Genomic DNA, 13,512 nt, shown 5'->3' with positions numbered 1-13,512 from the left:
CGAAGGCGCGCCCCGGCAGACATTCTTTTCTTTCCAGCTTGTTGTTTTTCCTACTCCCGGTCTCGAAAAAATGTCTGGACGGGAAGATAATGCAGTGTTCCTTCCAAAACAAGTGCCTGTCTTTGAAAACGAAGGATTCCCTGGTTCTGTAACTCCATTATTTCGTAATATGCTTTCTTTGTTAAAAAGTAACGATGATATATTCCCGCTTCCCCAAACTGCTCCGTCTGCTTCAACACCAAAAACTCCACCATATACCGGGTGTCCGGTGCAAACCGTTTCTCACATAGCATGGCATCTCCCTGTACTGCCTTCACACCCTCCGACTCCCTGGCTACTGCCAATAATTCATGAATACTGATACTCACGTTTGCTATCACCTCCCTTCGAAGCCTTTTTCTTCGTATTTCTATACTTAATTTTCTGCGAAAAAAAGACAGGCACCTACACGATGTCTGTCTCTGTGGGATCTTCCAATCCCCTTTTATATGATTTTATATAATTTATCTTTTTATTTTGCTATTTTCAATTCCATAAATTCTCTTTTTGCTCGATTCACGCTATCGAACTTTTTATCCCACTTTTTTCGTACTTCTGATTGTTTTAATACCTGTTTCAATGTATAGTCATCAAAATATGTAATCTTCTTAGAAGTATAATATTTTTTACAATAACTTTCATATGTAGAAATTAGCCTCGCTTCACATTCATCTGGTTCATAATCAGGATCATATTGTTTAAGAACATCCTCCAAATCTTCTGATAAATAAAATAAATCTGGTGGATACTGCGTAGCAACCACTTCTCCCTCATATTCAATCGGGAATGGTTTAGTATTAATTCCTTCTTTTTCTAATTTATATTCAAAGTATGAAAATAAACTATTCGCATTTATTTGTATATCATTATAGACACTAATCTCTTTATATGCTTCTAAAAGCGAATTCAATTTTTTTAATTCTTTTTTCTTGAAATATCTTACACTATATTCTCTTGCGATTTCTTCTATCTTCTTGTAATTATTTCTTGAATAGCTGTCATTTAATATACTAATAATCGGATGAATGACCGACATTTTCAGATTATTTCTATTCCCTTTACGGTAATAAGCTGCCGAAATTATCAAAGAAATTATACCAGATAATAAAACCGTAAATAAAGTAAATATATTTGCATTCCAATTCTCTAAAAACCACTTTATAAACTCTTCCATATTTCTTACCTCATGTATTTTCAATTCTTTCTCAATAGATAATATACCATAAATCCCTTTCCTTTTCCATTTAATACCATTACCGCATTATCTAATCAAATAATCTCTTTTCTTTTATTTCTAAATTTAAGCATCCTAAAAATACATCTTTAATCATAAAGACAGGCACCTACACGATGTCTGTCTCTGTGGGATCTACCATCTCTTTTTCCTGATATTGTTGTTTTATAATTTGTTCCAGCTGTTTCCGAACTTCCTCATCCAATATCTGTGTGCAAAATTCCTGTATCCATCGTTCATGCAAATGCTCATCTGCTTCTGTAGACTCCAAGGACACGATGCTGCAGGTTTCATCATATAATAATTCCAACTGGCGAAATTGTTCGCCAAACTGCCCTGCAAATTCATTCCAGATTTCTAGGTTATATAATTTCAAGCCTTAAAAATCAGTCACATATGTCAGCCTGTCCAAATCTGAAAATGTCATTTTTTCTATTCCCATCAGGATTGCCCTGTCACGCTTTCCACATAAAAACAGGAAAGCAAACCGTTCTATATCGCTCTGATGCATAATCATTCCCCTTTGCATAAATAATTCCTTATTACGAAACATTATAAAAAGTGAACTCAGTAAAATCAATATAAAGTTTCTTTATTACGAAACATCAAGAAATGAGAGGACTCTATCATGCAGAAGATCAGACCAGACATGGATATCGGCAAAAATATCCAAGCCATCCGTTATCAAAACAAACTTACGCAAGACCAGGTCATTGCAAAGTTAAACCTGATGGGTATCTCCATGTCCAAAAGTACCTATGCTAAACTGGAGACCAACCGTATGAACATCAAGGTATCGGAACTTGTTGCCCTTGCAAAAATCTTCCATACCGATATCAACACATTCTTTTCCGGGCTTCTCTAAACCGGAAAAGAAACATTTCCTATAATTCTTCTCCCCTCTTCTTTTCCCCCTCTCCTTTATCTTTGTTCCCTCCACTCTCTCTTACATTGGGATTGCTTTTGAAATAATTCCTCATATCGAAGAAGTATATCCATACTGTCTTGTGTAAAATCAAAGGACTGAAGCACAGGGTATCGCGGCAATGCACTTGGGACATATGCCAATTGTTCCAACTGCTTAGATGTGTATTTTTTCTTTCTGGCTTCACTATATGGCAAAAGACCGCATTCCGTCTTATACGCTGGAATACGGTCTTTCTTCATTTCCTGTAATGCTTCAATCATATTTTTATGATGGTGTCGGGATTTATAGGTATCTATCTGCCCTCTGGTCATGCCGACAGCCGATGCAAAATCTGATATCCTTTTATAGAATTTCCCTTGAATCTTACATCTCGGAATAAAAGCAAATACCTCAGTTTTAGGCCATCCACATTCATCCCGCAGTTGCTTTACTAAGTGGAAACATTCTATAAACGAATATTCTGATTTATAGCGCTGTTGTCCATATACTAACAGCTTGGAGATATTATATTCCCTGCATAAAAAAGCAGCATTCTGATATACTTTCCCTTCATATTCAATTTCATATCTTTTCCCATTATTCCTGATCGGCAAATAAATAGCTTCCTCCAATGTTTTCCCATATTTCAAGCGTTCAAAAACATTGCAGGGCTGCACTTGATACTCCGCACACAATTCTACCAATGTATTATAGGTTTTTCCTTCAAAACATATCGGTTCTTTCTGCAATAGTTCAAGAACAATTTCTTCTAATGTCCTGTTTCTTGTATGGATTCTGGCTGAAATGGAAGTCTCTCTAATTCCAAATGCTGTTGCCACCTCATATCTGCTCTGATATCTTTTGCCCCATAGCATAATTTTCTTCTCTTGTGCCTCTTTGCAACGATCTACCGCTTCTTCTACTGTTTTGCACCTTTGTATGTAATGTGCTAATGAATTCCAAGGTAATCCATATTCTTCAGCCAATGCTTTAGGCGAACGATATAACTTTCCATTGTATTCAAAAAGCCAACCTCTTCCTCGCACATCATTAATGCACATTTGCATTGCATCTTCTAACGACTAGCCTCGGCGCCGGAAGGAATATATTCTCTGACGGTCAATTCCATATTCCTCTGCCATTTCTTTTATCGTTTCATATGTTTTCCCATCATAGCAGTACGCCATAGTCATCACCTCTTCTCTTTACCACACCAGTATACCCACTTATCGTAAAAAAGCTATTCGGACATACCACTAAAATATTACCTTTATACCTGTCTATTATAGACAATAAAAAACCTGCTACAAGGATGTCTTTCCTCATACCAGATATCAATACCCTCTTCCTACTCCATACACATTTTTTCTCATTACTTGTGTATCATGTACCTATATTGTCATGTAATCCTACTGTGTACACGCTATGTACAGTAAGCACATGGGGTTCAGTTTACATCGGCAAGGATCAGATCCGAATGATTCATCAACGCCCGGCAGATCGCTGCCCTTTGTTTTTCGCCTCCTGATAATTCAAAGATTTTTTTATCCAGTAAAGCACGAACCCCCATAATATCGGCTAGTTTTTCTGCTTCCGTTATACTCTCTTCTACTGGACTGTGATCTAGAATCTTCGGCAGCATGATATTTTCTCTTACCGATAAACTGTCCATAAGATAGTAATCCTGATATATGAATCCAATTTCACGGCGTCTGATCATGGCAAGCCTGTCCCCTCTTAACGAATTACTGTCTTCACCTTTAAAAAAGACTTTTCCTTCCGTCGGCCGGTCCAGCAGTCCTAATAATTTTAAGAGTGTTGTTTTCCCAGATCCAGATTTTCCCATAATGGCTATGAATTCCTGATTATTAATGGTCAGATTGATTCCTTTTAATACATCTATTTTCGTTTCGTTAACAAGATATGACCGTTTTAATCCTTCTGTCCGCAGTATTTCTGTATTATTTGTCATGATTTTCTATCCCCCTTCTTGCCTTGCGATTCATGATCCAAAAATATATTCCATTTATTACGATCCACACTGCTACAACTCCAGTTTCCTGTAATTCACAGATTTTTCGGATATCGCCTGAATACATTCTTGCAGCCATGGTGTCTTGCATAAATAATATGGTTGAAATGATAAGAATAATTGTCGGGACAATCCAATATATGTACCATTCTCTTTTATTCATTTTCTTCCGTTCTTTTCGGTCCATTCCCATGGATACCAGGAATTTCTCGCGTTCTGCTTTTTCTTTTTTCTCCATTTCGTTCATGGCATATAGCATGATCCAATTCAATATGCTTAATGTAATGATAATATATACACAGATCATCGACTTAACGGCTCTTTCGGTTTTCATATCCGTAATTGCTGTTTTTGATAAATAATGAAATTTTATCGTAGAATCATAATTGCCGATATATTTATGTCTCTCTTCTTTTGACTCCAATTCTTTATCGATTTGATCTATGTACTTTTTATTTGTCTGGATGAATACTAGTTTTGTTGGTCCTTCAATAATATAAGGTTCTCCATCATCACCATACATTGCCTTATACCGTTCCAATTTAAAACCAGTCAAAGCCTCTATATCCTTCCATTCATTTTGAGCTTTTTTGAAATATTCATCGGAAAAAACGATCAGATTTTCACATTTTGGTGTACTGTAACACCCTGTAAGACTGGAGATCTCCTCTCCGGCAACTATTTTCTTATCGTATGTTGTCTCATGATCAGCATAATCACAATATTCACAAGGGAGTCCGATATGTAAAGTCGGTGTCTTTTTGTTATAGTACCAGTCGACCGGCTGAGCCTTTGTTGCCCGGTCCTGTTGATGGACAACATATACTTTCTTTCCATTTTTATCCAGATTTAAGGATTTCTTTTTATACGATGGATCTACAGCTTTTTTTAACTTGTAATAAGTAGACTCCGAGATACCAATCTGTTGTCCCTGGATAATAATTTCCCCTCGTCCCTCTAAATGTTCCGTCTTATCTGCGTTTGCAACTCTTACCATTGGATATTCAGTTAATGTAGCATGATACTTTTCTTTTATTTTTTCAAAAAGCTTATCGTCTGATTTATCTGCAACACACATAAAATCATACGGATATAAACTTTCTGCTTTTTCGGCATTTATTGTACTGATAAATTGTATTCCGAAATAAAAGCAGCTTAAAAAACTCATCAGTGAAAAGAATAAAATATATCTGCTCACGGTATTCATACGGTAATAAAACCGATGATTCATCAAAAGATTCTTATAATATTTTTTCTGCTTTTTGTGCTTTATACGTTCTAAAAAAATAGAAAATATATTTCTTAAGCTTAAATACAATCCGGTAAAGAAAGCGATGATCAGATATGCACTCTCATAATGATATATTTTAGAATATGCATAAACGGAATAAATACAAAGTATGATTCCGATCATTATTTTAGGAACTCTGAATTTTCCTTCCAGCTTTTCTATTCTTGCTGTCTCATTCATATTTGTAATGATCAGAAAATCGGATTGCAATTCTTTTACCAGCAAGAAACTGAGTCCATATATAAATAAAATAAGAATACAAATGGACGGATATGTAAAGAAAGCCACCCTTCCTAATTTAAAATTTATATGCAAAGCACGAACCATAAGGAGCTTTAATCCCTCAGTCAATATTTTTCCAACGAAAAATCCTGCTATGATGGATACCAGATACGAAATTGCTGCCTCGTATAAAACCATCGTTTTTAAATCTTTCTTTGATATTCCCATTCTTTGTAAAAATACATATTCCGGAATACGCTTTCCAAGATATGATATGAGCACCGTAATAATCAGTATAATTCCGCAGAATAATAGAATTGTTCCGGCGGAAAGAAAGCTTTTGCTTATTCCGTCTTCCTGCATAAAGTATTCTGAGGAATGTCCGTTGGAAAACATCTGATATCCGCTGACTATAGCATATGAAATTGCCGTCAGTATTGTTTCGCATAAAATCAGAATTCTTAATTCTTTATGGTGTCCCAAAAATATTTTTTTCATTATCTGAAAAAATAACTTGTCTTTTTTCATTTCACTCACCCACTCACATAAAATAATGTCTTATATCATTTGCTGTATATATCGGCATAGACTGAAATCATGACTACAAAATAATCTTCAACCATTTGAGATTGAAAGATCCCACGATATTTTTCAACAACATCCATAATGTTTTTCATTCCGTATCCATGTAAAGTACCATTTGTTTTTGTGCTTATAAACTTTCCCGGAAGTGGTTGCACTATATGCTCTGTCGTATTTTTGATTTCAAAATACAACAGTTGATTTTTCTTTTTCATTTTTATATGGATCCACGTATTTTTATCAGTTATTCGTTCACAGGCTTCTATTGCATTGTCTAAAAGATTGCCAAACAATGATATAATTTCACGATCCGTAAAAGGAAGTGTTGTAAATACTTCTGTGTTAATCTGCATATCAATTTTTTTATCTTTGGCTTCTTTCGATTTCTCATTAAGTATCATGTCCAGCATACGATTACCTGTCCAAATTTGATAATTGTAATCTAATATATCCTCGCTAAGTTCATTTAAGTAGTTATCCAGTCCGATCCAGTCCTGTTCCAGGGAATAGTTTTTTAATGCAAGCAGATGGTTTTTCATATCATGTACAACCTTTCTGCTTTTCAACATTTCCTTATATTGCGCCTCCAGCGAGTTTATTTTCATTTGCAGTAATTTTTTATCACATTCTTCCAGTTCGGCTTTATGCTTTGCTGTCTCATCATCCCAGATATTTGCCTGCATATCTAAAAATATCCACACAACTATCAAAACTAAAAATGTTATCATGTAAAAATAAGCAGGCATGGAATAAAGCTTTATCAATCCTTCACTATGTGCGTCCAACGCAGCAAGAAAAATATAAAATACCGCAAACCAGGCGATACCAATAGCTAATAAATAGTTAGAATTATTGATACCCTTTATGTTCTGATATAGTTTAAACAATTCTAAACATTGCACAAGAAGCATTACAATCATGGACAGTAAGAAGATTAATGCTGCCATTCTTGAATACTGTTGCGGCCATGTATGATTTTTCAAGAATGTTTGTATATATATGTCTACATAATCGTTTTGTCGAAATGCCTTTATTAAATACATATGTATTGTGTTATATTTCCCATTTATATTGATCCATGGTATGCAAAGATATATCTGAAAAACGATTCCCATAAATATGTCTGCTTTTTGTTTCCTTGTTCTTTCTTTTACGGTGTATTTCTCCAATAGTTTATGTTTTGGCTTTTTTTGTTTTACGGTGTCTGTTATTGTCATTTGAAAGGGCTTCCTTATTATTTTGTGTTAATTTTATACTTAAATGATTGGGGTAATTATACCATGATTTGTGTGGCAACAGTTGCTTGTGGCCATGAATACCCGGTTTTCTGGCCATGAATTTTTCGAAATACTCTTTATAACAATTTCTTTTGCCTATTTTGGCGTCTACAAAACCTGAAATTGGAATTGTGAATCTTCTACAACTCTTTCATCTTCCTAAGGATCTCCTGATAAAATGCATCCTGATTTCCGCTATTCTTCAAATCCTCTAGTATTACACCATCTTTCAACAGAATTAACCGACTGCAATAGCTTGCCATCTGCGGATCATGCGTTACCATGACAATTGTCTTCTCATATTCCGATGAAATCTTATTCAATGCATCGATTACAATCTTTCCTGACTTTGAGTCCAAATTTCCGGTCGGCTCATCAGCAAGTATCAGATCAGGATTATTGATTAACGCACGACATATGGCAACTCTCTGCTTTTCACCACCGGATAATTCATAAGGGTTTTTCTTTAACAGATGTTCTATCTGAAATTGTTCTGCATATTTCTTTGCTTCTGCAATCATCTTATTAATATTCTGTTTGCTTATGATCATCGGCAGCATGATATTCTCTTCCACTGAGAGGCTGTCCATCAGATAAAAATCCTGAAAAATAAATCCTATTTTACTGTTCCGGATATCCGCAAGCTTGTCCCCGTACAGTTCACTGGTATCTTCTCCCATAAATTTAATTGTTCCATCCGTCGGTTTATCAATCATTCCGAGTGTCTTAAGCAACGTTGTCTTACCACATCCGGATTTTCCCATGATTCCAACAAATTCACCTTCCGCAACTTGAAAGCTGATTCCTTTTAACACATTCACATTATTTTTTGAATCCCTAAAAGTTGCTGTATTGTAACTTCTTACAAGATTTTTAACTTCTAATATATTTCTCATCAATTCTTATCACCCCATATTTTTGAAATTTCTTTCCATAAACGCCTGGTTGAAAAAATAATAAATATCATAAAAATAATTCCATATATGCATAAAATCCATCCTAACATTGCAACTTCCTTTTGTATCAAAACAATTTCCATTGTTCCGTAATAATAAGATTTTATAAATACGCCGCAAAACATTCCACTTATACCGATCGCAAGTAAAAGGGACCACCACATGTCTCTGGATATTTCTTTCACAACGGATAAATACCCTTCCTTCCTCTTCACACCAAGAATAGCACCTATCTGATATTTTCGTTTTAAATGCTCCTGATCATTCTGCAGCATTAACCATGTTATAAACATCGTAAAAATTAAAATAATAATCGCTACGAGGATTGCTACCATTTGATTTAATACGTTTTCTTTTTTATCAATACCCTGAATTGTCAACTTACAAAAAGCCTCATCTAGTTTTCCTTGTTGCAATTTTTCTTCTATGTATCGTGTTGAAACTGTCAGGTTCTTTTTTGGCAGATTTATAATCATAAACATTTTTTTATAATCACTTTCTTTTTCTGCCTGCGTGAATATATTATCTGGAATAATTACAAGACCGGTCATAGAAAAGCCGATCATCTCTTTGATTTGCTCTTTCTTTATCTGGAAATTGTATTTATATTCCAATCCCTCTTCATCCATATTTCCGCATTTACCAAGTGCGATTGATTTTATTTTTCTATGTTGTTTATCACTTAGATCCGATTTACGGCTCCCTTCTTTTCTCCAAATTCTTATTATTTCATTTTTATTTAACGATTCATTTTTATTGTAAATTTTATTATAGTCGCTAAGTGATATAGCAACCCATGAATCACCTCTCATCTCATTAAACCACAGAAACGGGAATTGTTTTGTAAGACCATTAAATCGAGCTGTTACCACAGTATTTACTGCTGTCGTTTCTTTTGAGTTGCCGATACACACAAAATCATTTGGCATATATCTGTCATGAATTGTACCTCGAAGCATTAAAAATGTATTAAATATTAAAATGATTCCCAACAATATCTGCATTAGCATCCGAAATCCATGTTTTTTTATGTAACAGTAGCAATCATTCCAAGCTAATATATGCTTTTTATAATATTTCGACTCACTGAATTTATCCATAAAAAATCCAGTTCCGAATATCATAAGAATTATAAGACCTGTCAAAATACATATAAGTGCCATATAAGCCATCATTGGATCATTATTCACCAACAGATAACCACTACTAATAACCAAAATACCCACTATAAAGTAAATAACTGATATCATCGAATGGATTCGAGATTCCTTAATCTTGAATATCTTATCTCCTAAATTCGTTCTGGTATCTAATAATATTTGCAATGTAATATATACGCCTATCGTCATGATCAGACAGCTTAGAATCAACACAAGATAAACTCTTGACATCGAAATGCCTTTGACAAATCTTGCATTTATTCTAGTATGAAGAATTTCTTTTATAATTTTCGTTCCAATTAAACCAAACAGAATTCCAAAACCACATGCAAGCATACCGCTTATTACATATTCCAGACCAATCATTACTTTTAAATTTTTCTTGCGTATTCCTAATAATTGAAATAATTTATAATCCCATATTCTTGTGTTTATATACGCTTTAACAGAATATCCCGTTACCAGAATCATAATTAAAATAATACATGGAATGATTATGCGTAACTGCTTTCTTAATTCACTTTGATATGCAAATTGTAACGCTTCAGTTTTTATTCCTGGGACTTGTGACAATGCCTCTTGAATATAAATAAGCATAAATATAACTGCAACTGATAATATTTCACTCATAAAAAAAGAAAGAAAATTTTTCCTATTATACTTAAAGCTTTTCCATACAACTTTGAACATGAATTCTCCCCCTTACATTAATATACCTGCCGTTAAAAATGCCATTAGAATAAGAATAAGAAATAACTTTACCATAATTGACATCACAACTACCGAATCCATAATATTCAATTGTTTCTTTTTCATGGTTAAAACAATATGGATAATATCGCAACAAATAAATATTACAAAAAACAAAGCAAAGCTTAATAAGTCCCCGCTTATTCGGCTATATTTTTTGATAAACACATATATATTCAAAAGAGACGTTTCTTTTTTTATCCAAATCACATACAGCCAATATATAAACGGAATCATTCCGATATTAAATATCAGATCGAAATACGATGAATAATGGATAAATTTTTTAACTACAGTTCTTTCAATAGAAGAAATACTTTTTTCCAATACATTGACAGTCTCCTGTTGTATTTCTTCATTTGTTGGAATAACTAACGTTTTTTTTAATTTATTCATTTCATCCCTGCATAAACTGCACTCCGCTAAATGTTCATCCACTATTTTTTGTGTATCTTCACTTACCACCCCATCTATATAAAGCGGAAGAATATCTTTAATTACATTACATGTTATTTTATTCATTATTCTCTGCCTCCATATATTCTAATATTTTCATTTTGGCTCTATAATAAGTTACTCTTGCCCAGCCAGAACTTTTTCCAAAAATTCTTCCAATCTTTTCAAATGAAAGTTCCCCATGTATTCTTAATTCAAATACTATTTTGTATGGATCTTTCATATTTTTCAAAAAATTATGTATTTTCTCAACCTGTTCTTTATTTATTAGATTGTCAATAAACTCCGTCTGAATATCGACCTGCTCCGTTGGAGGCTCCCATTCCACATAGATTTTCTCACGCTTACAATATGTAAAATATGTATTTCTTGCAATTGTAAATAACCATGCACGTATATCTTTTCTTCCATCATATGAATTAATTGCCGTCAATGCTTTTGTAAAGGTTTCCTGTGTAATATCTTCTGCAATTTCTTTGTTCGATGATAAACCACACAAAAAATGATATACGTCCAGGTAATATGATTTATATATACAATCAAAATCCATGTGCTGTCCTCCTTTCCTTTATAATATTAACTATTCAATTTGATAAATGTTACAAATAAAATGCAAAGAACTTTCCATCGGCAACTTTTCTTACATATTTGGATATAAAAAAAGTCAGGCAAATCAAAATATTGACCTTCCTGACTATTTATATATTTATCTGTTTTCCGTGGTTTTCATTTTGAATCCTCGGTTCGTACTATATTGATTATTTTATAATTTATATCTACTTATATTCTTCCAGTTTTCCGGGAATCCCATTGCTTTGAAAAATAAATCCTGGTTTAGATTGCCCGTCTTTTTCATATACTGGTTAATTATCTGATTCAAAGATTTTTTAAATTCAGCAAAATCTTCTTTTGCCAGCAACATTCGAAAAGCAATTACAACAGAAAACAAATCGTTTTTTCCACATTTGTATTTATTTCCATTTTGCGGAAGTTTCATTTTTCTATGTAATATTGTATCAGGGATATCAAACCTGCTCTTATATGAAAATAACCTTTCATTATGAGCACAGACGTTTCTATATAAGGTAAGCACTTTCATGTACTGAATTAGTTCTTTTTCACTTACATAATCAAAATGTCGGCTAATTTTCGTTTTCATACTGGTCGTCAGAAATGAATACATCTTTGACATCTGTCCAAATGTTAAAGTTTTCATAATGACCCACATAGGAACATTTCCATATGTTTTTCTTTGATAAACTACATAAGCGTGATCTGTGCTTTTCTTTGCTTCTCTATCCAGTATAGCTATTAAAGCAGCAATTTTCTTTTTATTTGCTCCCGAGTTATTATAATGTACAGCATTCAGATAATCTTCCTGTTTTTCTGAATAAGTATCACAAAAATGATAAGAAATCAGCGATCTCATTTTTTGCTCAAAATGACAAAGATACCGGAAAATCAATGTACGAAGTTTTTCATCAAATTCATATAAAGCAACAAGATCCTCAAAGGTTGTGCCTTCCTTATATTTTCTTGTCATAGGATTATAAAACAGATTTTTATATCCATCTATTAAAGCAAAATAACTGATATCTTCTAATTTGGACACAGCAAATTTATGATCATTAACAATCATTCCTTTTTGCTCGATGAGATTATTGATTTGTTCTTCATAATTCAAAAACGGTTTTATCGGTTTTAACGCTTTTTCTGTCATTTTTCACCTTCTATAAAAATCTGCATATATAGAAAAACGGAGGGCCCTCAGGTCCTCCGTCCGGTCGCAGGCATCGCAAGTTTCTGCAACCTGATCACTGACAAAAATTTTATCACGAACCTTTGCAAAAGGCAAGTGATTTTTGCAAACATTTGTCAGTAAAATATTATATGCGTATTTTTATATCGCATTCAAAATTTGACAGAACAAACCTCGTCTGAGCCTTTCTTCTAAATTCTTTTGTTCACATACCTTACAAATAATTTCTGCACAACTATCTGAATAATTATATAAATTCCAACGAGCTTAAGCCAGTAGATCCAAAAAGTGGTTGATATTTTTTCACCCATCGCATCATACCAATGTAAATAAGTCATTACATATAAAAGAGCTAAACAAATACCTGTACCTAATGCTATATTTGCTACGCTGCAAATCTCAAAACTTAAGATCTTCTTTTGCTCTTTTTGTTTCATGCCCATAGAATGAAAAAATTCATAACGTCTTTGATAAGAAGACATTTCGGCCAGATTTTTAACAACCATAATAAAAGCACCACTAATCAAAAGTGTTATCAGAATAAACAGCTTGCTAAAAAGTAAAAATATATTACTTGCTTTCTGCTCTTTTAAAAACACAGTCTTATCATAGCATATAGCATGTGGCGAATGACTGTCATCTGGTTGAAATACAGTAATTCCCTCTTTATCTGCATGACATTTTATCTCTTTCCAGGCCATCTGCTCTTTTGTTTTTGGAAAAGAAAATGCTTCTAACATTGAAACTTCTTCATAATCTGTTGCCTGTTTTTTCCATTGTTTATCAAAATATTCATCCGAAAATATAACTGTATCTTCACACCCTTCACCGGCATCTTCTGGTACGA

The 13,512-nt window shown here is 33.5% G+C and carries 15 protein-coding genes; 1 reads left to right on the top strand and 14 read right to left on the bottom strand.

The features are described from left to right. Positions 1–50: 50 nt before the first annotated feature. From OCV72_RS14930 to OCV72_RS14915, 4 genes are all read right to left on the bottom strand, one after another. A complete protein-coding gene (locus OCV72_RS14930) occupies positions 51–368 on the bottom strand; it encodes a DUF5720 family protein (protein ID WP_055056414.1) in 318 nt (105 codons plus the stop codon). A gap of 143 nt (positions 369–511) precedes the next feature. Further along, the gene (locus OCV72_RS14925; RefSeq protein WP_004848385.1) at positions 512–1,213 is read right to left on the bottom strand and encodes a hypothetical protein; all 702 of its coding nucleotides are present in this window, start codon (positions 1,211–1,213) and stop codon (positions 512–514) included. A gap of 169 nt (positions 1,214–1,382) precedes the next feature. Beyond that, a complete protein-coding gene (locus tag OCV72_RS14920; RefSeq protein WP_004848384.1) occupies positions 1,383–1,649 on the bottom strand; it encodes a hypothetical protein in 267 nt (88 codons plus the stop codon). Positions 1,650–1,652: 3 nt separating this feature from the next. Further along, positions 1,653–1,784: a hypothetical protein gene (locus tag OCV72_RS14915; RefSeq protein ID WP_262568961.1), complete on the bottom strand. Its 132-nt coding sequence runs from the start codon at positions 1,782–1,784 to the stop codon at positions 1,653–1,655. Positions 1,785–1,901: 117 nt separating this feature from the next. On the opposite strand from OCV72_RS14915, the gene OCV72_RS14910 reads away from it, so the two are divergent. After that, a complete protein-coding gene (locus OCV72_RS14910; RefSeq protein WP_004848380.1) occupies positions 1,902–2,138 on the top strand; it encodes a helix-turn-helix domain-containing protein in 237 nt (78 codons plus the stop codon). A 56-nt stretch (positions 2,139–2,194) separates the two neighbouring features. Here the strand turns inward: OCV72_RS14910 and OCV72_RS14905 are convergent, their stop codons facing one another. The 10 genes from OCV72_RS14905 to OCV72_RS14860 form a co-directional block, all read right to left on the bottom strand. Then, a complete protein-coding gene (locus OCV72_RS14905; RefSeq protein ID WP_242859274.1) occupies positions 2,195–3,241 on the bottom strand; it encodes a hypothetical protein in 1,047 nt (348 codons plus the stop codon). Between the two features lie 386 nt (positions 3,242–3,627). Then, positions 3,628–4,152: an ABC transporter ATP-binding protein gene (locus OCV72_RS14900; RefSeq protein WP_242859273.1), complete on the bottom strand. Its 525-nt coding sequence runs from the start codon at positions 4,150–4,152 to the stop codon at positions 3,628–3,630. After that, positions 4,142–6,253, bottom strand: a complete 2,112-nt coding sequence (locus OCV72_RS14895) for an ABC transporter permease (protein WP_055284621.1) — start codon at positions 6,251–6,253, stop codon at positions 4,142–4,144. The genes OCV72_RS14900 and OCV72_RS14895 overlap by 11 nt, the downstream gene beginning before the upstream one ends. A 35-nt stretch (positions 6,254–6,288) precedes the next feature. After that, entirely contained in the window at positions 6,289–7,524 is a 1,236-nt protein-coding gene (locus OCV72_RS14890; protein WP_055284618.1) for an ATP-binding protein, read from the bottom strand. Between the two features lie 200 nt (positions 7,525–7,724). Then, complete coding sequence (locus tag OCV72_RS14885; protein WP_055284616.1) at positions 7,725–8,480, bottom strand: ABC transporter ATP-binding protein; 756 nt, start codon at positions 8,478–8,480, stop codon at positions 7,725–7,727. Beyond that, positions 8,480–10,390, bottom strand: coding sequence for an FtsX-like permease family protein (locus OCV72_RS14880; protein ID WP_055284614.1), 1,911 nt, complete (start codon positions 10,388–10,390; stop codon positions 8,480–8,482). The genes OCV72_RS14885 and OCV72_RS14880 overlap by 1 nt, the downstream gene beginning before the upstream one ends. 12 nt (positions 10,391–10,402) lie before the next feature. Then, complete coding sequence (locus OCV72_RS14875) at positions 10,403–10,972, bottom strand: zf-HC2 domain-containing protein (protein ID WP_006426641.1); 570 nt, start codon at positions 10,970–10,972, stop codon at positions 10,403–10,405. Continuing rightward, positions 10,965–11,456: an RNA polymerase sigma factor gene (locus OCV72_RS14870; RefSeq protein ID WP_006426642.1), complete on the bottom strand. Its 492-nt coding sequence runs from the start codon at positions 11,454–11,456 to the stop codon at positions 10,965–10,967. The genes OCV72_RS14875 and OCV72_RS14870 overlap by 8 nt, the downstream gene beginning before the upstream one ends. Before the next feature lie 213 nt (positions 11,457–11,669). Beyond that, positions 11,670–12,590 carry an Abi family protein gene (locus OCV72_RS14865; protein WP_242859272.1) on the bottom strand — a complete coding sequence of 307 codons (921 nt, stop codon included), beginning with the start codon at positions 12,588–12,590 and terminating at the stop codon, positions 11,670–11,672. A 266-nt stretch (positions 12,591–12,856) separates the two neighbouring features. Then, positions 12,857–13,512: hypothetical protein (locus OCV72_RS14860; RefSeq protein ID WP_172677234.1), on the bottom strand; the 656-nt coding region annotated here is incomplete at its 5' end.

It is taken from the genome of Dorea amylophila, assembly GCF_025567265.1.
Classification (GTDB): domain Bacteria; phylum Bacillota; class Clostridia; order Lachnospirales; family Lachnospiraceae; genus Dorea_A; species Dorea_A amylophila.
Note: the sequence above shows the minus strand (reverse complement) of the source record. Positions and strands in the feature narration are given on the sequence as shown.